The sequence below is a fragment of the Pontibacter sp. HJ8 genome (genome assembly GCF_054824225.1).
In genome coordinates, this window is sequence record NZ_JSYF01000042.1 from 1 (window position 1) to 26,151 (window position 26,151).

Genomic DNA, 26,151 nt, shown 5'->3' on the forward strand with positions numbered 1-26,151 from the left:
ATCAAAAGCTAAGACAATAGCTTTTCTTGCCCCTCCCGGTGAAATTCACCTGCTACATGATAAGCAAGGAGGGGAGAGAACAGGCCGTTCCTTTGAACCTAAATTCAAAGGCATGTAACGCCAGGCTTTGATAAGGTCCCAATTGGGTAAGCACTTCATTTTACAGACCGTCAAAGTGAAATTCATCTCACCCCTTTCAACTCCTGCCACTGCAGGCAACAAGTAGTACATAAAAAAGCCACTTAACGATTAAACTCGCAAGTGGCTTTTTATGAAGCTATACCTCCTGGGTAGAACCAAGGGGGCACTGGATTTTAGTATGCTGTTAAGCTTTCCAATTCTTTGCCTAGTTCCAATCCAGCTCCCTGTTAATTTGATGTTGCTACCACGAGGGATTATGGGATGTGAGTTTAGTTGAATACTTCCTCAACGCTACCGCACTTCAGCATGCTCTCGCCATAGTAGGGGTTGCGGATTTCCTGCTCAGAACTCAGCCAATACGCGCCCTGGTTGTTGTTGGCCATTGGGCAGTGCTGGTAGAATAAAGTAGCAGTGGAAGCGCCAAAGGCTTTGGCCAGGGCAAAAGTTGCTTCTGAAAGTAACTCTAACTGACCACGTTGCGCCGCCAGATCCGCTGACGCTGCCAATTTAGAAGCGCTTTGTTTCACTTCTCCCAATCTCTCTTCTGCAAAGGCTTTTTGCTCGCCTTCCAGTCCTGCCGCATCGACTTTTTCAGCTAAGGCCAGTAGTGTTTTGGCCTCGTCCTGAACTTGCTGTGCATCAGAAGCCACCAGTTTATCTTTTAATTTCAGGTAGCTCTCCAGAACACCGGCTATCTGAGCTTTTACCGGACCTTGCACGGAAGAATAATCAGGGACCTCCACTACCACGGTGCCTTCGGCAGGCAAGTTGTCGCCATGGACCATGCCTTCGTGATGAGCGTGGTCTTCGGTTTCGGCGGTAGCATCTTTTTGGTTGTCTGAACAGGACGCAAACACAAATGCTGCAAGGGCAGCGGCTAAAAAGGTTCTTTTCATTTCAGGTTTCTTTTAATAAAAATTATATAGTGGATAAGGGTGAAAATACACTTTGGAAAAGCCGTAGCCATGCATCTTATAGCTACGGCAGGATGTGCTACTGCATGTATTTCGTATAGTTTTCTTCAGAGGCAAAGTAGAGGACATCGCCGTTGGCACCGCCCGGTTTCAGGGCAATAAAGGCCAGCGACTTGTCCACTTCTTCGCCCGTCACAGGATCGACGGCAACGCGTACTTCGCGCTGGTTCTGGATGGTCTTTACGCACATTTCGCAGCAGCCATAGTACATTTTATCTTCAAAGGCTACCGGGAACTGCTTTTTGCCCATATAAGCGTTGTTTACCATACAAACAAGGTCTTTGGGCAAGCCATCTTTGGTCATCAGGTCTGCAGCTGAAGGCGGAGTCTGTGTTTGGGCATTGGCAGCCCCCATGTGGTTTGCGTGACTGGCGGGTGCCTCCGCAGTAGTTTGAGCAGCTGCAGTAGCCTGTGTCTCGGCGGTCTTTTCTGACGTGCACGATGCCAGTAAGACGGCCGACAATGTTAAGGTATAAATCAGGTTCTTTTTCATACAATAAAAAATAAATTAAGTTGTAAACTGTTCAAACAATACCAGCCCGAGGGCCAGCAGGATAACCAGGTATAGCAGCCGCTTTGGCCAGCTGTTCTTTTTTTCAGGCGCTTGTTCATCGCCGGTTCTGCAACATTCTTTCATGCCAGGTATAGTTTAATGCTGATGCCCTGCCATCGGGTCAGCCCCTTTCTTCAAAACAAACTCGCTGTACAAAAGGTAGGCTCCGCTCACCACTACCTTGTCGTTTTCTTTTAAACCAGAAAGTATGGCCACGCTGTCGGCGCTCTCACCGCCCAGTTCTACCATTTGGGCTTTAAAGGTATCCTTGCCCGACTGCACCCACACATGGCTGCCTTTGCTGTCCCGGACCACCGCATCAGTTGGCAGCGTAAGGGAAGTGCCGCCCGGGTTGCGCAGAATTACGCTTGCCTGCATACCCGGCAGGTATTGCTGCTTGGGATTGGGCAGTTCGGCGCGAAGTAAGGCCACCTGGCTACCTGCTCTGAACTCCGGACTGATGAAGGTCACGGTTGCGGTTACAGGCGTTTGATTGAAGCCCTCGACAGCGACTTTCAACGCATCGCCTTCGTTTACCCGGGCTAGTTCCTGCGGGTACAGTTCGGCTTCTACCCAGATTTTGTCGAGCTTGCCCAGGCGGTATAGCACTCCTCCCTCTGCCACATACTGGCCTTCGGCTGCAGCGACTTCGGTTACTACACCGCCAACGGGGGCTACAAACGTGATACGCGGGCTCACCTGCCCGGAACTGGCCATACGCTTGATCTGCGCCTCTGTCAGTCCGTAAAGCAGGAGCTTCTTTTTGGCAGCATCCAGGAAGGAAGCGAAGCGGGGTACTTCTTTCCCCAGCTCCTGATTTTGCCGAAGCGCCAGCAGGTATTCGCGTTGTAGCGTCAGAAGCTCTTCCGAGTACAGCTCGTACAAGGGCTGGCCCTTTCGAATGGTCTGGCCACTTTCTTTCAGGTATAGCTTCTCGATGCGGCCGGCCGCACGGCTACTCACCACATCGGTCTGCGTTTCGTCGAGCACCAGTTTGCCGGTAAGAATAGCATTGCCCCCTACTGAACCGAACTTGACGCGCTTGGTTTTGATGTTACCCAGGGCAATCTGGCTCTCGCTCAGCATCAGTTCCCCATTTTCCTTACCCGTTTGTGATACCGGCACCAGGTCCATAAAGCAGATAGGGCAGGTACCGGGCTCGTTCTGCACGATCTGCGGATGCATGGGGCAGGTATAGGTTGCTGATTGGCCTTCAGCATGGTTCTTTTCTTCTCCGGAGCAGGCCGCCGTAAGTATAGCCAGTAGCAGGAAGAGTATGTTCAGGTATCGTCTCATCTCTAATTTTGAATGAGTGGTTGAGTGAATGAGCGAATAAGTGGTTTTTAGATTCACTCAATCACGCATTCGCTCATTCACAATTTTATTTATTAACCTTTATAAAGCTTTCGCTGTCGACCAGGAACTGGGCGTTGGTAGCGAGGGTGTCCGTAGGTTTCAGGCCGGATGTGATCTTTATCTCCTTACCCGCGCGAGCGCCTGTGGTCACTGCTATCGGTTCGAATACACTGTTCACTTTCAGGAAGGCCACCGTTTTAGTACCTATATCCAGCACTGCCGCCTGGGGTACCCAAAGGGCGGGATCCGTCGCGACACTGGCTTTTGCGGTAACCAGTTGGCCCACCATGGCCTGTTTTGCATCGCCCGGCAGATATACCCGTACTTTGGCAAAGTTTTCTCCCTCGTCGAAGAACGGCTGAAAGAAATCTACCTTGCCATCCAGATGCTCACCCGGGAGTTGCGGGAAGGAGATCTTTACCGGAGTTCCTTTTGACAGAGCTCGCATCTCCCCGGCTGGCACATTGAACTCGGCCCACAATTGCCCGGCATTCACCACCTGCACCAGCGGCTGTCCGACGCTCACATACATGCCTTCGCGCAACTGGATCGCCTGTCCGGCCGAAGAGGAGGAAGCTGCAGAAGGTGCAGTTGGGGTTGCAGAGCCGCCAGCGCCCATCGCATCCATACCTCCACCGGAGCTGGCTGCGGCTATACCTGTTGTGGCAGCCGGAGCAGCCGTATTCAGATCAATCACGTAGCCGTCGTACGGGCTATAGAGGGCGAAGGTATAGCTCTCCTGGCCGGTGCGCAGGAGGCGGTTGATCTGCTCGTTGCTGGCACCCAGGTACTGCAGTTTTTGCCTGGAGGAAGCGATCAGCTGCTGATCTTCGGGAGACGTTTTTACCAGGTATAGCAATTCGCGTTGCGCCGTGATCAGGTCAGGGCTGTAAACTTCCATCAGTTTCTGGCCTTTGCGGATCGGCTGGAAATTATACTTCACAAACAACTTCTCAATACGTCCGCTTACCCGTGCCGGCACAGAGTATACCCTACGCGGATCATAGGTAATAATACCGTCCATCTGCACGGTGGCCTCAACCGATTTTTGCGCCGGTTTTGTCGTCGCAATATTGGAAACGACTGCGCTATTGGTTGGCTTCAACAGAAAAGCCAGGTCCTCGGTAATTTCAACGCCTTCGCCATGCACCGTCTTTGGCACCAGGTCCATGGCACAAATAGGGCAGGTGCCGGGTTCGTTCTGCACAATCTGCGGGTGCATGGGGCAGGTATACTCCGTTGCGCCTGCTGCATGCTGGTGGTCTTCCCCGGAGCAGGCGGCTAGCAATATAGCCAGCGCCAGGAAGAGTATGTTCAGGTATGGTCTCATGTCTAATTTTGAATGAGTGGATGAGCGAATGTGTGAATAAGTGGTTTTGAATTCACTCATTCGCTCACACGCTAATTTATCTTTCTATTTCTTTTTCATAAGCCACGACCGCCTGGTAGAGCTGTAGCAGGTTGTTCAGGTGCTCCATCTGCGCCATGTTCAGGGCTTCCCAGGCATCGATCACTTCGGGTAATTGCGCGTTGTTCTGCTCGTAAGCCAGCATGGTCACGTCGTAGTTTTTTTTCAGCGCCGGGATGATCTTCGCCTTATAGTTCTCGACATGGTGGTGCAGGGCGTTTATTTCAAGAGCCATACTTTCCGCCATACCTTGTGCTTCGGTCAGCATGGCTTCGCGCTCACGCTGCATCGCTTGTATCTCCAGGTTCATGGCTTTGGTATTTGCCTTGTACATCTTCGATGACCAGGGCGCGATCGGGATCGAGATCATACCCATGGCCGTATACTGCTGGGGCATCATGGCACCTCGCGGGTACATATGCTCGAAGCGTACGCTGAAATCCGGCTTGCGCTCCAGCTTTTCCATTTCCACGTTCAGCTTCATGGATTCTATCGTTCTGTCGAGCTGGCGCACATCACTGCGGGCATTGGTCAGATAGCTGGTATCTACAACAGTATGTTGATGGCCAGGATTCATCACCATTACGGTGGTGTCAATCTTGTACTTCTGATCTTTGGGCAGATTCATCAGGATATTGAGCTGCACGTTCTGCTGTGAGATCTGCGTGGCCGTCATTTCCTGCATGTTCTTTACCTCGTGTAGCCTGGCTTCCGCTTTGTAAATACTGCCCAGTTTGCCCTGGCTGTAGGGGTAGCGGATACGGGCCAGCTTGAGCATGAACTCCATGATCCGTTCGTTATCCTGCAGCACATCCAACTGTTTTTCCAGCACTACCCAGTTGTAATAGGCCGCTTTGGCTTGCGCACGCAGCTCGTTGAAGGTCACATTTTTCGCCGCCTGCTCAACGCCTGCTTTTGATTTCATGTATTTCTCCTTGGCGCGCAGCTTCACCGGGTTTGGTATACTCTGTTCTGCCGAGAACATCCAGGAGCCTTTATCACCATCTTCCATGACCCGTGCGCCGGGATATGGAGCCATAAATATGCCCCCGCCCACCATCGGTGCCATCCAGCTTTTAGCCCCTTCGGCGTAAGCGTCCATGGCTTTGGTGCGGTAGTCGTACTGCTGCAGCATCGGGTTGTTGTTGCTGATCCGCTGCAATACACTGTCCAGGTTCATCGTGTGGGTTTGCTGGGCCAGCGCCGGAACTGCAGCCAGCAGTACCATCACAAACAACGAATTTATTTTCTTAATGCTTAACATTGTAGATATCCAGTTTGCCGTGTTTCTTCAATTCGTACTCTTTCATCATCTCAAACACCACCGGGGTTACCAGCAGAATGTGGATCGAAGAGGTAAAGACGCCCCCGATCAGCGGAAGCACAATGGGTAGCATCACGTCCGTACCTACACCTGTTGCCCAGAGCACCGGGATCAGGCCGAATAGCGATACGGATACCGTCATGATCTTGGGTCGTAGTCGTTTCACAGCGCCTTTGAACACATAGTCGCGGATGTCTTGTTTGGTAATGGTTTCGTTGGTGTTTCCTTTGGTGTCCACCAGTTCTTTCATTGCCTCGTTGAGGTATACCACCATCAGCATACCAGTTTCGATGGCCATACCGAACAGCGCAATAAAGCCCACCGCTACCGCTACCGACAAATTCACCCCATAAAAGTAGACGATGAACACACCCCCGATCAGGGCAAACGGGATCGTGATCAGGCTGAAGAAAGCTTCTTTTAAAGAGTTGAAGGAGAAGTATAAGATAAAGAAGATGATGAGGACCACCAGCGGAATGATGAGTTGGAGCGTCTGTGTGGCGCGCACCTGGTTTTCCCACTGGCCGCTCCATTCCAGGTAATAGCCGTTCGGCAGGCCCGTCACTTCGTTGCCGATCTTTTCCATCGCCTCCTGCACGGTGCTGCCCAGGTCGCGGTCACGCACATTAAAGAGCACGGCACCTCGCAGCTGCGCATTTTCTGACGTGATCATCGGAGGTCCTTCAGCAAAACGTACGTTGGCTACCGACGAAAGGGGAACGGTGCCGGCCGAAGCCGTCTGGATCGGGATGCGCTGAATGCGCTCGACGCTGTTGCGGTATTCCTGCGCCAGGCGTACGTTGATGGCAAAGCGCTGGCGCCCTTCGATGGTATTGCCAATGGAAGTACCGCCCAAAGCCGACTCCACGATCATGTTTACATCATCCACAGTCAGGCCATAGCGGCTGAGCGCCTCGCGGTTGATGTCGATCTCCAGGTACTTGCCGCCCGTGACCGGCTCTACGTACAGGTCGTTTACACCCTGTACATCGCGCAAAGCACCTCGGACTCGCTCAGAAACCGATGCAATGGAGTCCAGGTTCTGGCCATACACTTTCACCCCCACATCAGTACGGATGCCGGTAGCCAGCATGTTGATGCGGTTAATGATGGGCATGGTCCACCCGTTCACCACACCTGGTATCTGTAGCTTGGTGTCGAGTTCGCGGATGATATCCTGTTTGGTGATGACTTCGCGCCATTCCGACTGCGGTTTCAGCATAATGATCGTTTCGATCATACTGATCGGGGAATTGTCGGTGGCGGTGCTGGCGCGGCCTGCTTTGCCCAACACACTTTCCACTTCGGGCACCGACTTGATGATCTTGTCCTGTACCTGCAGGATGCGTTTGGCTTCGGCATTGGAAATATCCGGCAGCGTGACCGGCATGAACAGGATAGAGCCCTCATCGAGCGGTGGCATAAACTCAGTGCCCAGGCTGAAGAGCATAGGTATAGCAACCAGCAGCGCCAGGATATTCACGCCTATAGTTGTCTTACGCCACTTCAGGCACCACTTCAGCAACGGTCCATACACCCGTTCCAGCGCCCTGTTGATCGGGTTGGCGTTTTCATCCTTAAACTTCCCTTTCAGGAAAAAGGAGATGAGCACAGGCGTAAGCGTGATGGCCACGATGGCGTCCACGATAAGGATAAAGGTTTTGGTCCAGGCCAGCGGGCCGAACAGCTTGCCTTCCTGGCCGGTGAGCAGGAATACCGGCAGAAAGGAGGTGATCACGATCACGGTACTCCAGAACACGCTTGGCCCCACCTGCTTGGCCGCCTTCTCGATGATCCGGATTCTATCTTCTTTTGATAATTTCATGTTGATTCAATTTTGAATGAGTGACTGTGTGAGTGCGTTTTGATTTGGCAACCACTCACACTTACTCTTCTTCCTCCATCCATTCTTTGCCTTTCTGAGCGTCTGCCAGATGCCGGTAGGCATTCTCTACCATCACAATCGCATCATCCACTATCACACTGATAGAAAGGGCAATACCGGTCAGCGACATGATGTTGGAGGAGATACCGAAAGCATTGAGAAGTATAAAGCCAATGGCCACCGAGAGCGGCAACTGAATCAGGATGACCAGGGCGCTGCGCCAGTGAAACAGGAACAGGAACACGATAACGGAGGCGACCAGCATTTCTTCGATCAATGTCTTCTTTATGGAGTCTACCGATTCGTTGATCAGGCCGCTGCGGTCGTAGACGATGTTGAACTTCACACCTTCCGGCAAACCCTTCGTAACCTCCTCCATCTTGGCTTTGACATTTTTGATTACCTCTTCGGCATTCTCGCCGTAGCGCATCACCACAATACCACCCACAGCTTCGCCCTCGCCGTTCAGGTCGAAAATACCCAGGCGGCTTTCGCCCGTCATCTGCACCGAAGCTACATCACGCACCCGCACAGGAATCGAATTCGTGGTGGTGACGGCGATGTTCTGGATTTCTTCCGCCGACTGCAGATAACCGGTGGTTTTGATGATGTAGCCGATGTCGGAAAGCTCAAATTTGCGGCCGCCTGCCTCGTTGTTATTCGACCGAATGGACTGGATCACCTGCGGGACGGAGAGCTTATAATAGGTGAGTTTGTTGGGATCGAGCGTGATCTGGTATTGTTTCTGGAAACCACCGAAGGAAGCGACTTCGCTCACGCCTTTCACATTCTGGAGCGCGAATTTCACGTACCAGTCCTGCAGCGCGCGCTGCTCGCCCAGGTCCATGCCCGAAGCGTCCAGGGTATACCAGAGGATGTGGCCTACACCCGTTCCGTCTGGACCAAGCGTAGGGGTGACGCCTTCGGGCAGCATGTTGCCGACGGAGTTGAGGCGTTCCAGCACGCGGGTCCTGGCCCAGTACACATCCGTCTCGTCTTCAAAAATGACATAGATAAAACTCATGCCAAACATGGAGCTGCCACGCACATACTTCACTTCGGGCAAGCCCTGCAGATTGGTCACGAGCGGGTAAGTGATCTGGTCTTCGATGATCTGCGGGCTGCGGCCCATCCATTCGGTAAAAACGATCACCTGGTTTTCAGACAAATCCGGGATGGCATCCACCTTGTTTGTCTGCACTGAATACAGGCCCCATCCAAATAGCGCCGCAGAGATGAGCAGGACGATATACCGGTTACGGAGCGATAGAGAAATTAATTTCGCAATCATGAAAATCTAGATTAACCTTAACAGGAAATAAGAGCTACAGAAAAGCAGCAGGTATAGCACGACGCCAGGGTATAGGTATGAACTGATCAGCTCGTATCTGTATGAAAGACACAGCTTCGCCAGTCAAATTATGGCATCATCAAACTGTAAGATCAAATTAGGAAGGATTGCAACAGCACCGGGATGTCGCGGGTAATCGGGGGAGAGGTATAAAGCGCGTAAGTAGAAGCTCGTTCTGCCTCAGGAGCAAACAACTGAAGTATAACCACTTTAAAAGCAGCTACAAACTTTAGGTCTAAGGCTTTGGAAAGCAGTTGTGCGTTGGAATCTGAGGCGGCATCAGCTTGCTCCAGGATGAGCGTGTGATCATCGCAGCAGTCGGAAGCAGCATCGTCTGAGGCAGGCTCGTTATGGCAGGCCGGGAGCTTTTGTTGCTGCTGTTCCATCGGGCAATCTGCCTTGGCTCCGAAAAAGGAAAGATCCGCTAACTCACCCCCACACAAGTGCATGCCCACTGAGATACCGGTCGAGGAGACTAGCACCACAAAGGTCAGGACAAGTAGGATCAGTTGGCGAATCAGCTTCATAGAGTGACTTAAACTTATGCAAAGGTATCACAAGTGTAACGAAGTTTGTTGCATAAATAGTAAAATAGTTTACATATTCTTAGCGAAACATCTGGGCATGATTATTTTGCCGCACTCACTGATTGGATTATAATTCTGGTAAAATCCGAAGGTGAGCTTCCGGATAATAAACGGTTTGCTCATCCCTGTATTTTAAATATTGATAAGGAGCCCTGAAATCAAGCACCAGGTTGCGCTTGGTCGGAGAGGCGTTTTCCAAGAAAAGGTGATCGGGCGATCAGATAAATAAGAAAATGCGGGGCCAGGTCGCGGGCAGATTATGATACGCTGTCTTACTTTCCCAAGGTGGCTTTTTCCAGCACCTTGGCAATCTCGGTAAAGCCCATTTCTTTGGCATGCTGCAGTGCCGTCACGCCGTCATTGTCCGGAATATGGATGTTGCAGCCGGCATCTACCAGCATTTGTACCACTTCTACATAAGTCCTGCTGCCGTTTCCCAACACAACAGCCTCCATCAAAGCTGTCCAGCCCAGGCGGTTGACATGGTCAATCGGGAATCCTTCGGTATTGGCCAACAGTTTCACTACTTCCAGGTGGCCGCGTTCGCAGGCCGGGATCAGGGCGCTGCCGTTGTAGCGGTTAAACACGTCAAAGCGGGCACCGTGCTCCAGGTATAGCTTCACGAATTGGGTCTGCCCTGCGGCGCCGGCGTAAAGGAAGGGACTGTCTTTGATAATATCCTGTTGGTTTACGTCAGCGCCCTTTGCCACCAGGAGCTGCGCCATTTTCAGGTCGTTGTTCTGTGTGGCCAGGAGCAGCAGAGACCTTTTCTGGTGGTCAATCGCATTGACATCGGCACCATTTTTCAGGGCCTTTGCTACCACATTCAGGTTTTTGGTTACAACGGCTTTAAGGATGGTATTGTCTGCTGTTTGGATGTGCATGGTAGTATCTGTCTGACAAGAGGTAAAAAGTAAAAAGGACAGCATCAGGAGGAACGTATTCATACGACAGTCTTTTGGAAAACAACTTTTCCCTGGTGGATGAGGGATGTAACAGGCGAGATCCGGGAAACGGCTTCCGCAGAACAACTGGCATCCACCAGCACGAGGTCGGCTGTGTCGCCCACCAGCGGCCATTGCCGTTTGCCCTCATCGTCCAGCGGCAGTACGTTATGCGTAGCCAATCGCAGACAGCGGGAGAGTTCGAACTCGGTGGAGTAGCCATATAGCTGCGCCATCAGGTTGGCCTTCTGCAACACGCTGCCCGAACCAAAGGTATTCCAGTGGTCGATGATGGAATCGTTGCCGGTGCGCACGTCGACGCCATACCTGTAAAGCATCGGAATGGGCATGATCATGCTTCCAAAGGGAATGGTGGAGATAATACCGATTTTAGCAGCGGCCAGTTTTTCAGCTACTTCTTCCAGTTTTGGCTTCTCTAGCCTGGCAAGTACAAAGCTGTGGCTGATGAAGGTTTTTCCTTTCAGAGCAGGGTTTTCATTGACCCGGTCGATCAGGTACTCCACGGTCCTGAGCCCGGGCTCGCCACCCTCGTGCAGGTGTATGTCGATTCCTTTGTTGTAGTCCAGCGCCAGTTGCACCATAAAATCCATACTTTTCTCCAGGTTACCGTCGATGGTATGCGGATCCAGGCCACCGATATAGTCGATGCCCATCGTGGCGGCTTCTTTCATCAGCGCCTGCGAATTGGAACGGAAGATGCCATGTTGCGGAAAGGCGACCAGTTCTGCAGCAAAGCTATCCTTTTTGTTTTCCAGGGCTTTCTGCAGATTTTTCAGGGAATCGAGCTTGGAAGTAGGCTCTATGTTGACGTGGCTCCTGGCAAAATTGGAACCCTTCGACTGCAACAACTCGATGAGTTTGCCGGCCCGCTCCGTAGAGGTTTTAAGCATCTCCGGGAGGACCTGCTGCTCATAAGCGACCATATCCTGCACAGTCCGGTTCTTTTTGCGGCGGGCCTGCCACGGGCCTCCATAAAAGGTTTTGTCGAGGTGGATGTGCATGTCCTTAAAGGCAGGGAGCAGCAAGTGTCCCCTGGCATCCGTGCCCTTGGCGCCGGGGTTGTTGGGCAGGATAGCTTTGATCTTTCCTTCGTTTATCTCTATGGTGAAGAGTTCGGTCTTAGTGCCGATCACTTCTCCTTCTTCGTACTCAAATCCGCTTTCGAGCCTTACGTTTTTGAGGGTTAAGGCCTTGCCGGTTGTGGTTTCTTGGGTCTGCTCAGGACTCTGTGACTGATCTGCGGCAAGTATACTGCTGCACGACATCAGGCTGCTGCCGGCAAGCAACATCGAGGAATTGAGGATAAAGTCTTTGCGTGTGATAAGTTGAGGAGCCATGTTTCTACCTTTTATAATTACAAAGGTAGTCGTTTTCATGCTGCAGACAGATGCAGGATTCCTGCCAAAACTTGTGAATTTTATAACTGATGTCGGAAGGAACGCGGTGAAAAGCCTGTTTGTCCCTTAAAGAAGTTAGAGAAATAAGCCAGATCGCTAAAGCCAAGTTCAAAAGCAATTTCCTTCACCGACATTTCAGAAGCCTGCAGGAGTCGCTTGGCTTCCAGGGTGATGCGATTCTGGATGAGGTACATAGCAGAAACCTGCAGGTGTTTTCTGCAAAGTATATTCAGGTAATTTGCCGATATATGCAGCTGGTCGGCATAAAAGGCCACTGTCTTGTGCTCTTTAAAGTATTCATCCACCAGGTTGTGGTATTTCAGCAAGGCAGGCGCCGCACGGTACACTGTCAGTTCCTCATACCTGCTTTCGGCTTCGCGGCCGATGAGACGGGCAACCAGCTGGCATCTCAGGTGGATGATGCTCCAGTGAATGGGCTTTATTCTTAGCTCATCGCGGATATGTTGAAATTCATACTGCAGCTGCCGAAAGGTCTGCGGGGAGAGGCTGAGTACAGGGTACTTTTGGTAAAGTATAAAGGAAAACTCCAGAGAGGCAGAGAAGGTCTCAAATAAAGGCCGGCTGATCATCAGTTGGTAGGCCAGGGTGGTTTTGTCCAGCAACCAGCGGTGCACCTGACCCGGGAGCAGCAAGTGCAGCTGGTAATCCGACACCTGGTAATCCTGAAAGTCGATCGTATGGGTGCCGCTTCCTTTCTCAATCAAAAGCAAAATAAAGAAGTCATGTTTGTGGGGCTTTTCAATATGGTTTTCCCCATGTAACTCGTGGTACTGCAGGTTCGCTTCCGCCTGCAGGTCCGGCTGAAACTCCTGTATGCCAAGTATGGGAAAATGATCTTTATCGCGCATGGGGATTAAGTATATAATAACGGCCTCAGCTTTAATCAATTCAAGAGAACTTGATCTTATAGATCTGCGGCGTATGGCCGGTCACCTACCTGAAAACTTCTGGGAGGACTTCAGGACATATGTATCTACCAGGTATACGAGCAAGTTTTGGTATGAATAGGAACCTGCTGGTACCATTGTCATTGGATAAAAGAAGTTGCCTTTCCTGAAGAACTTGAACAACGAACAACCGACCTATTTCAGTAGGATGTATACTTATTGGTTTTGCCTCATAGCATAGAATTAAGAAGAAGAGCAGTGATTAGGCACCAAGGGAAAAAAGAAGCCTCTCAGTACGATCTAAGAGGCTTTCAGGTAGACCGAAGGATAAAACCATTGAACTATCGCTACAGGGATTTAGTCGCTATACCTGATCAAGATAGGTATAAGCTAAAACCTGATCCTTATAAAGTCTATACTTAAATCTTATTCTTTAATTAAGTTTTGGTAGAGGCTGTTGATGGCGGCTGCCAGTGCCTTGTTGTACTCATCGCTTTCAGGGGCGCTGCATCCGTTGGTGATCACTACAAACCCGTACTTCTCTTTTGGCTGGAAGAACATGGCGCTGTAGAGCCCGTAGGCACTACCGGTGTGGCCTGTCAGTTTGACGCCGGGTATAAGCTTGTCTGTAGTCGTTAGCGCCAGGCCGTAGCCATTATCGGCAACCTTTTTTTGCATTTGCTTTGCGCTCTTCTTCGATATAATCCTGGTGCCTTTATACGTGCCCTTGTTCAGGTGCATGGCCATATACTTTGCCAGGTCGGTAGCCGAGATTTTCATGCCGCCGGTGGGCGAGAAAATGGGCGTGCTATACCCCATTACGTAGCTTCTTATTTCCTGCCGGCGCGGGGCATAGGCCGAGAGTGACGGGGAGAAACTGCTGGAGTCAGGGTTATAGGCATAAAGTGTAACGAAGCGGCTGGCATCCAGAGAATCCACATTGTAGCCTCCGTATAGCCCCAAGGGGTCGAGGATGTGGTGCTTCACGTACTGGTCGAAACGCTCACCGGATAACTTTTCCAGGATGGTTCCGCCCATGTTGAAATTGAGGTTGCAGTATTCGTAGCGTGTACCCGGCTCGTAGTTGTTATAGCACATCGCCCAATCCGGATTTTTGGCAGGGTCGATGGTATCGAGTGTGAAGTAGCCCTGGCTGTCGTTTATGCTGGAGGTATGGGAGAGCAACATGCGTAGCGTAATGACTTTCTCCGGGTAGTTGGGATTCCGCACCTTAAAGCCTACCAGGTTACTGACATCATCATTCAAAGAAAGCTTACCGGCCTCAGCAAGTTGCTGGAGGGAGGTAGCCGTAAAGGACTTGGAGATGGAAGCAATCCTGAAGAGGTCGTTGTTGGTAAGCGGCGTCTGGCTCTCGGCATCCTTTAATCCGAAGGAGTTGGCGTAGATAATATTATCCTTCTTCACTACGGCAACCGACAGGCCTACCACGTCATACGCTTGCATGATGTTCTGTATGTCTGCCTCTATTTTGGGTGCTTGTCCATAGCTGGCAAAGGTTACGGTTGTAACAGCAACCGCTGTAAGGGTGGCTTTCTGCCAGAGTGCTTTAAACATTGGTGTCATGGGAGTGTTTTAAGGGACGCGTAAGTTAACAATCTAGACCGAACTATGCTTCTGGTGGTCATTGTCTTTTTTCCTGCCGTTGCCGGCACTCGAGAAAAACACATTCCTTATTTCCTCTGCCTCCGGTGCATTCCATTATCAGATACTGTAACTCAGCCCGCCGCAGAAGTACCCGGTAAGGATAGGTTCTTTTAATTCTTCTCCCTTCGTCTTGCTCAAATTTGTGTCAACCTATTTTAAAAGAGACAGTGCAGCACAAAACTCTCAACATTAACTAAGATGTTATCGAGTGGACCAGGGATCGAAATAGCAAACTTTATCCACAAGGATTGAATGGCTGTGGGCAGTTGTTTTGAGATGGTAGCTGACAGGTAAAGTTCTTGTTAGTAGTAATATAGCGTGTTTGTTGTAATGACGGATGTAGGAGATAGCCGGTAAGGCTGCTTAAAGTTAAGCAAGAATAACAGCTTAGGTATTAAGGTATAGCGGAAACAACATTCTCCGGATTAGTCTGCGTGTAAATGCGATAAACTTAATATATTACGGCTTTATCCATCAGATGCTATGGCAAAGAGCCCTTACGGGCGTTGCTGCTTGCAGTTCACTCTTACCAGAATCAATGAATAAGCTTAAAGTAAACGCGGACTATCTTGAAGTCATCCCGGGCACTCTAAACACCAAACAGCACATTGTGATCCTCGATGGGTTAAGGGGGGTAGCGGCTTTGGCTGTAGTGATTTTCCATTTTATGGAGTGGGTTCACCCGCCGGACTCCGGCAAGATTTTCATCGGACATGGCTTCTTAGCCGTGGATTTCTTTTTCTGCTTGTCCGGGTTTGTCATCGGGTACGCGTATGATGACCGCATCGGGAAGATGGGGCTTATGGACTTCTTTAAAGCAAGGCTGATACGGCTGCACCCCCTGGTTATTTTAGGCGCAGTATTGGGCTTGCTGGCTTTTCTCTTTGATCCGTTCGCCGCCTATACAGGAGCGTATGGCACGGGCAAACTGATCCTGGTGTTTCTCTGCTCCGCCTTTCTCATTCCCTATCCGGTGATGGAAGAGCGTGCTTTTAACCTGTTCGGTCTCAATGCCCCTTCGTGGTCCTTGTTCTGGGAATACGTCGCCAATATTGTGTATGCCCTTATCCTCTACAGGCTCTCCCGCCGCTATTTGACTGTGCTGACCATACTGGCAGCGGTTACTCTTTGCTTTGTTAGTTATCGCGCCGGTAACCTGCTGGGGGGCTGGTCAGGAGAGAACTTCTGGGATGGCGGTGCTCGTATCTTCTATTCCTTCTCAGCCGGGCTGTTGATCTACCGTTCTAACTGGATTATCAAAAACAATCTCGGGTTCATCGGTCTGGCTATCTTACTGTCGCTGGCCTTCGTTATGCCCTATTTTAAATGGAATTGGGTGGCAGAGACTATGGTTGTCCTGTTCTATTTCCCATTATTGGTTGCCTTGGGAGCCGGCTCCAGCTTATCGCCGGGGTTGAAAAAACTCTGTGTGTTCTCCGGGAATATTTCTTATCCCCTGTACATGACCCACTACGCCGTTATCTGGATGTTTGGCAACTATTTCACAAGCCACAAGCCCGAAGCAAACGAGCTGTACCTTATCGTATCCATAGGAACAGTTTTATTGGTTGGCGTAGCCTATGTTGTGATGGTGGTGTATGATATTCCTGTTAGGAGGTACCTGAGCAGCAAATGGCGACAACGGTAGTATCAGGAACCCTGGCTATACCTTAGCCGTGCACTCCAAAATAATCAGTGGAGTTGTATAAACTGAACCGGATAGCCGTTACAAGGTATAGCTTTAAGTAAAGAGTTGTTTGACCATAACGCTTCTTGCACACGCTCAAAGCACTTAAACAGTTGTGCGCCGCCACTGCCCAGTATGGCCATACAAACACATTGGCGGCTATTTCCGACAGTCTGAAGCTGACAACCTTTTCTTCTCCTACCAGGACCTGTAGCTTGTACAGGTATGGCTTAGTAGGTTTTTCACCGGTGTTGGGGTACATAAGTGTTCCCTGGTGGGTGTGATCCCTCTCGCAGGTCGATGGTGCCTAGAGGTTCCGGGACCACAACACCGGAGATACAACTTCATTCACAGCTGCAGCTAGTAGATAGCTAGCCTCTGTTGCAGCGTGGTTTTCGGTGTTCAACCATTCAAATGCCCCTGCCTTGTCTTTGAAGTTCTGCAGGGTTATTTCTGGCTCCAAGGTTTCTGAAAGTTTTAGGATCAACTGCTCCCTTTCCGGGTCTGAAGTTTTGATGCGGGCTACTCGTTTAATATAAGTAGACTGTAAAGCACGTAGAAACTGGGATAAAATGATCTGGTAGTTGACCTGCTCCAGGTTGAAAATAAAGTCGCTGGAATCAAGCAACAGGTTGTTGACGCTATAATTCCTCGCATAATTCACAAGTACTTGTAAACCTTGCCTTACCTCCAGCAAGGAAGGCTCTTGCTTGCTGGGCCACTCTACAAGCAAAGTTGCATAGGCAACATCATAGATCAAATCAATATTTTGGCTTCGGTAGAGGAGCATATACTAGAAGGATGAGATTATTCTGTAAGTATATAGAATGTTTTCAATACAACAAGAATTAATTTAGTAAAAAGACCTTTAGCATGAGGGAGCAAAACTTTGTGTTCTCAAAGGTTTGCTTGAAGAAAGAATCATGTGTTAGGTTGCATGAGGTTGACCAGCAAGTTGAGTTGGTGCTGCTCTAGGCCATAAAAGCTATTTGTTCATTTTCTTCCCAATTTTACAGCTGAATTAAAAGGCACAAAGACCATCTCTCAACTCAGTCTTTGATGTGGTTACTGTTGGAAGGCAAACGGGTATTTGGCTGATAGGAAGAGGCTGTTTTAAGTCGGTTGTATTAGATCATTTAGTACCGCTCTTGCAAGGATAGCCGGTTAAGCGGCTGCCGGCTATGCTAGGTGTGGTTTACCCGATTACGTTCGTGTAGACTAGCGTTATACCCCGGCTGGCATATAGTTGAGCCTACAAAAAGCTAAGTTCTTCTCAAGTGCCGCCCCGAAGCAGCAAACACTCCCCAAACCAGCACCAAACCACTTCCCACTCACCACCGTCTCAGCAAACGACCTTTTTATAAGCAGCTGAGCAAGTATGGCAACTGCTGCCCAGTCTAGCTAAAGAGTCTCCTTTTGCCGACTCGCAAATCAAAAGGAAAATTAGTTTATTGAGAAGTATAGGTGATAAGGTATAGGAACTAAGATCGGAAAGCAAAAGTACTTGTTCTTCCTCCTTACGCAAGCTATACGTGTACCCTTAGTGCGGTCTGAGCGAAAGCTCCTATTAATAGCATACAGCTCATTTTATACTACTAGTTAATTAGTTATACTGTATAGAACATACCCAGCACGCCGCCATATACCAGATGCGCCAGTATTGAAACCAGCGGGGTGCCGCGGCCATAGTTCAGGGCCAGGAAGCCAGGTGGCTCCAGTTGCCGGGTAGGGGTAGGCCCCTGGTAGGGATTCGCTATCCTGGGGTGCAAAGAGGTGAATAACGGCAGCCCAACGCTCAGGATAAAGCCACCATGCACGAACCCGATTGCCATACCAAACCACCAGGTGCTCAAGCCGCTCTGCTCGAAGGCGGTGCCATAGAGAAGGGCAAAAAGCCAGCCCATTACCAGGTGCGCGGCAAAGCCAAACAAAGGGGCCTTGTTACGATTCGAAGTAAACAGTGTGCCCAACAGAAAGGGCAGGTCCATGCGTGTCAGGCCCAGCGGACGTGACGCTGCCATCAGCATTGTAAGAATGAGCGTAGCGGCAAAGCCCCACAGAAGAAGATTACTTATGTTCATAAGACTGTATGTTTTGCTGCTGGTATACCTCATTGATAGAAATCGCCGCATTGATCAACCCGATGTGCGTAAAACCCTGAGGGTAATTCCCGAGCAGCTCACCGGTATCCGGATCGATTTCTTCAGACAGTAGTCCGGTTGGACTGGCATGGTGGAGCATCGTATCAAACAGCTCCTTTGCTTTTTCCAGTTCACCAGCCTTGGCCAGGACTTCCACCAGCCAGAAGCTACAGATGCCAAAGGAGCCTTCTCCGCCCTGTAAGCCATCTGCCACGTCCCGGTAGCGGTAGAGCAGGTTGTTCTTCAGGAGTTGCTGGCAGATGGTGGAGGTAGTAGCGCGCATTCTTGGGGCAGTAGCTTCACAGAAGCCTACCAGCGGCAGCGTCAGCAGGCTGGCATCTACTTCTTTTCCGCCGAATTCTCTTGTATAAGTTTCCAGCTCCGGGTTGTAACCAAATTGCTCCACCGCCTCCTTTATCCGGGCCGCCGTCTGGCTAAACTCTTGTACCGGCGCTTTGTGCCAGTTATACCTTTGTGCCAGTTTTACCAGACGGTCCAGACCTACCCACGCCATTACCTTGGAGTGGGTGTGGTGTACCAGGCCAGACCGTACTTCCCAGATTCCATTGTCGGGTTTGTTCCAGAGACGGCAGATGATTTGACCAAGGCCCAGCAGGAATTTCCGGCTGTCGTAGTCGAAGGATTTTACGAGCGGTGCATATGCGTATATAGCGTCCAGCACTTCCCCATACACATCGATCTGGAACTGCGTGTCAGCCCCGTTTCCGATTCGCACTGGTAGTGAGTTTTGGTAACCGCTGAGCCAGTCCAGGGTCTGCTCTTTAAGGGAGGAGTGGCCGAATACCGAGTAAACCACTTGCATCTCCGGCCTGGTGAGACGGGTGGCGTGCAGTATCCAGTTCATATAGGCATGGGCCTCCTCGGTATAGCCCAACTTAATCAGCACTCTTACTGTAAAGGAGGCATCGCGGAGCCAGCAGTAGCGGTAATCCCAGTTGCGCTCGCCCTCCACTTGTTCTGGTAAAGATGTGGTAGGGGCGGCGATGATGGCACCAGACGGAGCGTGGGACAGCAGTTTCAGGGCGAGCACGCTTCGTTTTACTTCCTCATGATAAAGCCCTGTGTAATTGCACCTGCTGCTCCAGTTTTGCCAAAAACGTATCGTCTGCTTCATCCTGCTGAAGCCAGTTTTATGCAGCTCGGGCAATACGGCAGGACTTTGGCTGGAATAACTAAGCGAGAAGATAATTTGACAGCCTGCCTTCAAGCTAAACTCGGAAGTGGCAGCACTCTCATGCACCCTGAGGTCTTCGGGAGGTAAAGTGCTCAGTAAGGTATAAATGTTCTCTTTCCAGGCGAAGTGGATGCCTAGTCTGTTCCGGTCCTTCAGGCGAGGCGTGTTTTTGCCATAGAACGTTCGGGGGGCATATTCCATCTTGAATTTCACAGTTCCGGAAATGACTTCCACCACGCGCAGCAGCTCGTGGTCCGGGAAGAGGGATTGGCTTTTATCCTCTTCGGTCTGTGCCGTAAAGGCATCTAGCAGCCGTGCCTTTCCTTCTGATGTTTCAAATAGTGTTTCCAGCACATTGGTATCGGGAAGATATCGCTGGCTGGAGGTATAGAATCCGGCAGGGCGAATAAAGAAAAAGCCACCGTGATCCTGATCCAGAATGGCGGCAAAAATACTGGGCGAATCAAATTGAGGCAGGCAGCACCACTCTATGGCACCGGTTACACTGACAAGGGCAGCCGCCCGTGCATTCCCGATTAAGCCGTAATCAGACAATGGGGTTGCCATGACTAGTCTAGACCTGCTTAGTTGACAGTATGTGCAGCAGGTGCCTTTCCAAGCTGGATAGCGCCGCATTTTCAAGTTCTGTTGGTTGCCTCATAGTTTTGCAAGTATGATTCTGTTGATTAGATGTGTTGGCGCTCTAAATGATACATTCTTTCATAACGATTTTACAGCGCATCCATCTAACATTCATCTAACAGACACAACTTAATTTACAAAAGAGGCAAGTTTAAGAACACTTATGTCAACCTGCTGCTCGCTGCCGTGCACGACCTTGCGCTATACCTGCTACCGCCCGACAACAGGACATAAGCACAGTTATACATCTCCGATCATCTGAAAGCCAGTGGCTGGTGCGTGATGCACATCATGAAAGAAGGCGTCGCCTCCGAACATCCTTATACAGCCGCCTACCTGCAAACGCACTCTTGAGCTGGAACTGGCAGCTAGCCTTTCTGACTGCCAGAAAAATGAAGCTTTTTGAAATAGCCTTTCGCTGGCCGGGGCTGTTTTACCGAGAGCCGCTCTTCCAATGAAGTTGCCGAATACTAATGGATCAGTTGGATTAACTTTGCCCGGATATCGGCACCACCTCCAGAAAAACGGGTTTTTCCACTTGCGCCTGGTATCCTGTCGGTGATAATCTGCCTGTCGGTTTATCTATTTTAAAAGAAATGATGGTATCAGACTTCTGATTGGCGACGAGTAAGAATTCCCCCGTAGGTGCCAGGGCAAACTCCCGGGGCCAGTCGCCACCCGACGGCACATGCTCTACCAGCGTCAATAGACCGCTGCTCTCATTTATCGCATACGCCACTATACTGTTATGCCCTCGATTAGAGCCGTATAGGAACTTGCCATCCGGTGATACTTTAATGCCGCTGCACTTATTTTCAGCCCTATAGCTTTCAGGAATGGTGGCTATCGTTTGTGTCTCAGTGAAAGTACCTTGCTGTTTGTCATAGGAGAGTACCGAAATGATTGATTTTAACTCATGTATCAGGTAGGAAAAGCGCCCATTCGGGTGAAAACGCATGTGTCTTGGGCCTGTGCCTGCTGAGGCAACGAACGCAACGGCCGGATTGGTTGGCACTAATTTCCCCTGCTGGGTATCCGGATGGTAGCGCATGACTTTATCTGTGCCTAAATCCACCGCAAATACAAAGCGCTTGTCAGGGCTGAGCATGATGCAGTGCACATGTGGAGTTTGCTGTCGTTCTTTATCTGGGCCTTCACCTTTATGCTGTAGCAGGTCAGTTGTTTCTGCTAAGCGCCCGTCTGCCAGCACAGGCAAAACGGCTATATTCCCGGAAGAAAAGTTGGCTACCAGAACGGTCTTTTCTTCCTGTCCCAGGGTTATGTACACAGGCAGACTCCCCTGAGATGGAACCCTGTTTAACAGGTGCAGATAGCCAGTCTGTTGATCCACTGCAAAGGAGCTTACAGCTCCGCTTTTCCTACCGAGGTAATTTTCCTGCTCGTTTATAGCATACAGAAATTGGCGGTCTTTGTCGAAGGTCATGTAAGAAGGCTTTTTGCCGCCGATAAAGCCCTTTACGAGGGTCAGCTCACCTGTTCCGGTGTTCAGCTCGTAAAGTAAGATGCTCTCCTCGCCAGCATCCGCATAGGTCCCGACATAAACCCAGAATGTTGCCGGTGATTTCATGTGTTGCTTCTATGTGTTTTAAGCGAAGTCGCCGGGTTTTGCACCTACCCATTTAGCGTCTGTCAGCTGTATCAACATCAGCTTGGCCGGCTGCTCGCCTATAGTTCCGGATAAATGGCCCTTATGATCTTTAGCATCGGGTTTTGTGTTCTGGTCGCCGCCAAACGAAACTTCCCTTGGTCCCATTTCCACCCGCTGCCCGTCCATTGTTTCGACAAACCACCGACCGGACAAAGTCACGATCCATTGCGGTTTTGGATTTTCATGCCAGGTACCTACCCAACCCACAGGCAGCTGCGTGAACAGGATCTTCGCACCGGAAGCAAGCAGGTGGTTGTTCCATTGCGGATCGGCGCCCCCGCCTATACTTTCATTTATGAAGTCTGTCAGCTCGCAGTGCGTCTGCCGGCTTATGCCTTTATCATCTGTCCAGACATGCCAGTAGGAGAGTGCTGGTTTCGTGTCCTGTTTTCCGGAAGCTACTATACGTCGGATCTGCGCTGCCACCCAGTCCGGTACTTCTAGCGGGATGAGGTGACCTACCTGCCGGGTTGTGATCAGAGTGGCCTCTTTTAATACCGGCAGCACTTCTTTCTGAACCACCTCAGGAGGTATAACCGGATCGTCTTCAGAAGCAAGTATAGTGATGGGCACGCGGAGTTGCTTCAGGTTATCGGCAATGGAGTGGGCCATGCCCTCTAACAGCCACCAGCGCCAGGTGCGAGGGTCAGTGGTCATTTGCGTTTCCAAAGCCAGGTCGTGTTGCGCTTTGGTCAGTCGGTGTCTGGTGGCATTCGCTATACTTGTTTCTGCTTCTTTCCGGTCGGGGTGGCGGAGCATGCGTTCTTTTTCTTTTTCAGGCATGGGCTCGATCGTGGGCGGGGAAGGGGCTACCAGAATCAGCTGGCGGACTGCTCCTTTTGTCGCATCGGCTGCTACCTGTAAGGCAATCTTACAGCCCATGGAGTGGCCGATCAATGTATAGTTTTCGACTTTCAGCTTACCGAGCTCTTCCCGAACAAAATCTGCAAAGGCCTGTATAGATGGAGACTTAAGTGCAGGGATATCCCCAAATCCCGGAAGGTTTAAGACAATGCAGCGGTAATCTTCGGAGAGATTTTCCGCCACCCATTGCCAGCTCAGGGCTGATCCGCCGAAGTAATGCAGGAACACGAACGCGTCACCCTTGCTTCCCCATTTCTTCACTGTGTTTGCTTCCGCCATAAGCTATCGTTTGTAAAGTATAAATTTGGCCTGCTTAGCCGAAGGCAGTTGCCACCGAGCCGCCATCTACACGGTAATTGCTGCCGGTAATATAGCTGGCGTGTTCGGAACACAGAAACGCAATAACAGCTGCTACTTCACTGGCTTTGCCCCGCCGGTCGACCACAATGTTTTCGCGCTTGTTCTTCAAAAACCAGGAGATGGCTTCGTCTTCAGAGAAGTTTCGCTTTTCGGCCAGTTCCTTCATCATAGCGTCGGTCATGGGGGTAGCCACATATGCGGGTGACACGCTATTGATCATGATTCCCTGAGGCGAATAAGCCTTGGAGATGCACTTGGTCAGGTTGATGATACCGGCTTTGCAGGCATTGTAGGGGCTCTCTTCTTCGTAGGGTTGCAAGGCATTTTCAGAAGCGATCAGTACGATCCGGCCCCAGCCTTTTGCCTGCAGCTGCGGGATAAATGCCCGGCAAACCCGTACGGCTCCCATTAGATCGGTATCGATGGTATGATACCAGTCTTCGTCGCTGAGTGTCAGGAAATCGCCGGCAGCTCCCCGAATCCCGGCACTGTTCACGACGATGTCAGCGCCGCCGAATTTCTCTTGTGCCTGAGCCGCTAGTCGCTGCACTTCATCGAACCTAGTCAGGTCTGCTGTTACAGCGAGCACCGCTGCACGGCCTGTTGCCTGGGCGCGAACTTCTTCTGCAGCTTTTTCCAGCTCAGTATCAGTCTTATCATTCAGGATGATATTGACGCCTTCGGCTGCCAGCATTTTAGCGGTTGCCAGCCCTATGCCGGAATCAGCTCCTGTTACAACTGCTGTACGTCCGCTTATTTTCAAATCCATGGCTTCCTATTTGTGTGATACATCATAGCAATAGTAATTAGTTGCCTGGAGCAGGACTGTTCGAGCGAGCTGGTAGGGGCGATAAGTTGGGGAGGGGGCTGGCGCTTGTAACGCCGTTCTTAGTGATACGCCAGATCACACCTGTGCCTGGTACTGGCAGTGGAAACGGCCCTGCACCAGCTACATCTCCATGAATCACCCCAATGTCCACCACATAAAGTGTCTGTCCGTCAGGCGAAAACCTGGCTTCTACCGGGTGCCTCGGACCAGCCGTAGTTACGGTTTCCAATCCTTCCGGACCGGGAGCGCTGTTGCTTAGAAATGGCTGTGCTTCTTTTGTGGCCGGGTCGATGCGAACCACGACGTAGCCTGTGCCTGGGTTAGGATCGCCGGTAATGGGTGTAGCAGGCCCAAATTCTGCCAGGAACATCTGTCCTTTGTAGCCGAAAGCATCGTTGGTACTGAAATCAAACTTGGTAGAAGCGGCATTCTTAGGGCGGGTAAGCCAGGGCTGTTCTACGGGTGGGTGCTCAGCCATGAGGAATTTTGGCTTTGGCCCTCGGTCTGATCGGAACTGCGGGTCGGTAACCGGGATTCCGCTCGAATAGTCCGGATAGCCGTACCAGCCGTCCTGCCGGATCTGGTAAATATTGTCTTTGGCATTGGCGATCGGTCGACTGCCTCGTTCATCGTAGGCATTGTCTGTAACATAAAGTTGCTTGTCGGGGCCCCACATTACGCCAAAGGGGTTGCGTAGCCCCCAGGCATATACCTCCAGGCCAGAACCATCCGCGTTCATGCGCAGGATGGTGCCGCTGGCTTTCGTCTGCCCTTTGACCGTGCGCTTATGCTCTCCAAAAGGCTGAAAGCCACGGGTGCGTACCAGCAGCGATGTATTTTTGTTGCGGTTGAATATACTGGTAACGGCATAGGTCACATTGCTCCCCAGACTCAGTAAATTTCCCTGGCGTGCCAGCACATTGCTCGGCTGTGGTGTCAGGAAGCTTTCGCGAGCAAGCTTGATATCTTTGGCTGGTATATCATGTATATCCGGCCATAGCAGGAGCCAGATATAAGGATAGGCATTGTCGAGGCCCACTACACCGGAGTTGGTAGCCACGCCTTGGCCAAAGTAGATCTTACCATCTGGCCCCACAGTCATCTGGTTATTGAAATGGTCGCCATAGCTGGGCAGCCCTGTTACCAGGTCCTGAATGGCTCCGTTTGATCCAACGGCAGATATTTTACCCCTATGCGATACATACAGCCTGTCCTGATGCCACAGTATATCGGTGATAGGACCTATAAATCCATTGGCATAGAGACTGAGCGTGCCATCTGCCGAGATCCTAAAGATCCGGGCCGGTGCAAAGGGATCGCCATATACATAACCAGCTTCCGCTACAAACATATTACCGCTCGCATCAAAGTCTACACTGGTAGGCCAGTTAAGGTCCTGCATAAATACTTCGGCCTTGTAACCTTCCGGTACCTGAGCAGCTACGGCATCAGGTATAGGAACCTTGGGCATTTCCTTTGTGAGTACATCCACCGGAACAGTGGGCTGCGGTACAGAACAGGAAGCCAGCAGCAGGAAAGAAAATATAGTATAAGTAAGTTTCATAACGCTTCTTTATTGTTAACATTTGGTTGAGGGTGGGTGTTGCAAAGCGAGAGCGTAAGACCTCCAGGTCAAGAACGATCTACATATCTAGCTACCCCGGAGTCTTAAGGATGCTGGGATACTAGGTAAGATTAAGGGTCCGTAAGGCAGTCAGGATTGTAGGTAGACCGGCTGTTTTTTTGCAGCTTGTCGTGAATAGGAGGAAAAAAGGGTCATGTGTAACCGGTACTCTCAGCAGGGAGGGGATGTATTATCTGTTAACAGGGCAATGGCCTTGGACTGCTTTGGTTTGATTGGTGTTATAACTCGTGCTCGCATAGGTAAGAATCATTAGTTATATGTATTGGATGAAGAAGTGTCAAAAAGGTTACATATTTTGTGGTTAATTGCATGTGCCCTAGTTATTTATAGTAATGCCTTACGTCTATTAGCATAAATTGATTTGCTTTCTGATTCAGCTAGTATATGACCAAATCAAAAGGAGCTATAACCAAGCTTGTGAAAGCGTCTACGCCTTAGCTGGTATTCGGCGTACCTGATAGTTTCAAGGTGTTCTCCCGGTGTGGCCCCTTCGTGCTTGGAGAAGTTTGCTTAGCCTAGTGCCAGATTGGTCTTTCTAAGGGCAATCCAGCCATAAATGACATGCAGGAGTCGCAGAGTCTACAGATCAAAGAATTTAAAGCGCA

General features: G+C 50.6%; 21 protein-coding genes. 1 reads left to right on the top strand and 20 read right to left on the bottom strand.

Going from position 1 to position 26,151, the window contains the following annotated elements; genetic code table 11:
- Positions 1-410: 410 nt before the first annotated feature.
- From OB13_RS02405 to OB13_RS02465, 13 genes are all read right to left on the bottom strand, one after another.
- A complete protein-coding gene (locus tag OB13_RS02405; protein ID WP_461488549.1) occupies positions 411-1,037 on the bottom strand; it encodes a DUF3347 domain-containing protein in 627 nt (208 codons plus the stop codon).
- Positions 1,038-1,134: 97 nt separating this feature from the next.
- Positions 1,135-1,608: a hypothetical protein gene (locus tag OB13_RS02410; protein WP_461488550.1), complete on the bottom strand. Its 474-nt coding sequence runs from the start codon at positions 1,606-1,608 to the stop codon at positions 1,135-1,137.
- A 15-nt stretch (positions 1,609-1,623) separates the two neighbouring features.
- Positions 1,624-1,752, bottom strand: coding sequence for a hypothetical protein (locus tag OB13_RS02415; RefSeq protein ID WP_461488551.1), 129 nt, complete (start codon positions 1,750-1,752; stop codon positions 1,624-1,626).
- Positions 1,753-1,764: 12 nt separating this feature from the next.
- Positions 1,765-2,964 carry an efflux RND transporter periplasmic adaptor subunit gene (locus OB13_RS02420; protein ID WP_461488552.1) on the bottom strand — a complete coding sequence of 400 codons (1,200 nt, stop codon included), beginning with the start codon at positions 2,962-2,964 and terminating at the stop codon, positions 1,765-1,767.
- Positions 2,965-3,049: 85 nt separating this feature from the next.
- The gene (locus OB13_RS02425; RefSeq protein ID WP_461488553.1) at positions 3,050-4,354 is read right to left on the bottom strand and encodes an efflux RND transporter periplasmic adaptor subunit; all 1,305 of its coding nucleotides are present in this window, start codon (positions 4,352-4,354) and stop codon (positions 3,050-3,052) included.
- A gap of 76 nt (positions 4,355-4,430) precedes the next feature.
- Positions 4,431-5,696: a TolC family protein gene (locus OB13_RS02430; protein WP_461488554.1), complete on the bottom strand. Its 1,266-nt coding sequence runs from the start codon at positions 5,694-5,696 to the stop codon at positions 4,431-4,433.
- Positions 5,683-7,581, bottom strand: coding sequence for an efflux RND transporter permease subunit (locus OB13_RS02435; protein ID WP_461488555.1), 1,899 nt, complete (start codon positions 7,579-7,581; stop codon positions 5,683-5,685). Before OB13_RS02435 ends, OB13_RS02430 begins: the two co-directional genes overlap by 14 nt.
- A 61-nt stretch (positions 7,582-7,642) precedes the next feature.
- Positions 7,643-8,932, bottom strand: coding sequence for an efflux RND transporter permease subunit (locus OB13_RS02440; RefSeq protein WP_461488556.1), 1,290 nt, complete (start codon positions 8,930-8,932; stop codon positions 7,643-7,645).
- 152 nt (positions 8,933-9,084) lie between these two features.
- Positions 9,085-9,519 carry an HYC_CC_PP family protein gene (locus OB13_RS02445; RefSeq protein WP_461488557.1) on the bottom strand — a complete coding sequence of 145 codons (435 nt, stop codon included), beginning with the start codon at positions 9,517-9,519 and terminating at the stop codon, positions 9,085-9,087.
- A 332-nt stretch (positions 9,520-9,851) separates the two neighbouring features.
- Positions 9,852-10,526 carry an ankyrin repeat domain-containing protein gene (locus OB13_RS02450; protein WP_461488558.1) on the bottom strand — a complete coding sequence of 225 codons (675 nt, stop codon included), beginning with the start codon at positions 10,524-10,526 and terminating at the stop codon, positions 9,852-9,854.
- Positions 10,523-11,881 (bottom strand): amidohydrolase family protein, encoded by a 1,359-nt coding sequence (locus tag OB13_RS02455; protein WP_461488559.1) that lies wholly within the window; start codon positions 11,879-11,881, stop codon positions 10,523-10,525. Before OB13_RS02455 ends, OB13_RS02450 begins: the two co-directional genes overlap by 4 nt.
- Positions 11,882-11,961: 80 nt before the next feature.
- On the bottom strand, positions 11,962-12,810 hold the full coding sequence (locus OB13_RS02460; RefSeq protein WP_461488560.1) for a helix-turn-helix transcriptional regulator: 849 nt from the start codon (positions 12,808-12,810) through the stop codon (positions 11,962-11,964).
- Between the two features lie 465 nt (positions 12,811-13,275).
- A complete protein-coding gene (locus OB13_RS02465; RefSeq protein ID WP_461488561.1) occupies positions 13,276-14,433 on the bottom strand; it encodes a serine hydrolase domain-containing protein in 1,158 nt (385 codons plus the stop codon).
- Positions 14,434-15,052: 619 nt separating this feature from the next.
- Between OB13_RS02465 and OB13_RS02470 the strand changes: the two genes are divergently transcribed.
- The gene (locus tag OB13_RS02470) at positions 15,053-16,162 is read left to right on the top strand and encodes an acyltransferase family protein (RefSeq protein ID WP_461488562.1); all 1,110 of its coding nucleotides are present in this window, start codon (positions 15,053-15,055) and stop codon (positions 16,160-16,162) included.
- A 346-nt stretch (positions 16,163-16,508) separates the two neighbouring features.
- On the opposite strand, the gene OB13_RS02475 is transcribed toward OB13_RS02470, so the two are convergent.
- The 7 genes from OB13_RS02475 to OB13_RS02505 all read right to left on the bottom strand — a co-directional run bounded on the left by OB13_RS02475 (position 16,509) and on the right by OB13_RS02505 (position 25,465).
- Positions 16,509-16,991 carry a hypothetical protein gene (locus tag OB13_RS02475; RefSeq protein WP_461488563.1) on the bottom strand — a complete coding sequence of 161 codons (483 nt, stop codon included), beginning with the start codon at positions 16,989-16,991 and terminating at the stop codon, positions 16,509-16,511.
- Between the two features lie 817 nt (positions 16,992-17,808).
- On the bottom strand, positions 17,809-18,282 hold the full coding sequence (locus tag OB13_RS02480) for a hypothetical protein (protein ID WP_461488564.1): 474 nt from the start codon (positions 18,280-18,282) through the stop codon (positions 17,809-17,811).
- Complete coding sequence (locus OB13_RS02485) at positions 18,269-20,104, bottom strand: glycoside hydrolase family 15 protein (protein ID WP_461488565.1); 1,836 nt, start codon at positions 20,102-20,104, stop codon at positions 18,269-18,271. Before OB13_RS02485 ends, OB13_RS02480 begins: the two co-directional genes overlap by 14 nt.
- Positions 20,105-20,666: 562 nt before the next feature.
- Positions 20,667-21,767, bottom strand: coding sequence for a lactonase family protein (locus OB13_RS02490; RefSeq protein ID WP_461488566.1), 1,101 nt, complete (start codon positions 21,765-21,767; stop codon positions 20,667-20,669).
- An 18-nt stretch (positions 21,768-21,785) separates the two neighbouring features.
- Complete coding sequence (locus tag OB13_RS02495; RefSeq protein ID WP_461488567.1) at positions 21,786-22,991, bottom strand: alpha/beta fold hydrolase; 1,206 nt, start codon at positions 22,989-22,991, stop codon at positions 21,786-21,788.
- Between the two features lie 34 nt (positions 22,992-23,025).
- Positions 23,026-23,841, bottom strand: coding sequence for an SDR family NAD(P)-dependent oxidoreductase (locus OB13_RS02500; protein ID WP_461488568.1), 816 nt, complete (start codon positions 23,839-23,841; stop codon positions 23,026-23,028).
- Between the two features lie 37 nt (positions 23,842-23,878).
- Positions 23,879-25,465, bottom strand: coding sequence for a PQQ-dependent sugar dehydrogenase (locus OB13_RS02505; RefSeq protein ID WP_461488569.1), 1,587 nt, complete (start codon positions 25,463-25,465; stop codon positions 23,879-23,881).
- Positions 25,466-26,151 lie beyond the last annotated feature (686 nt).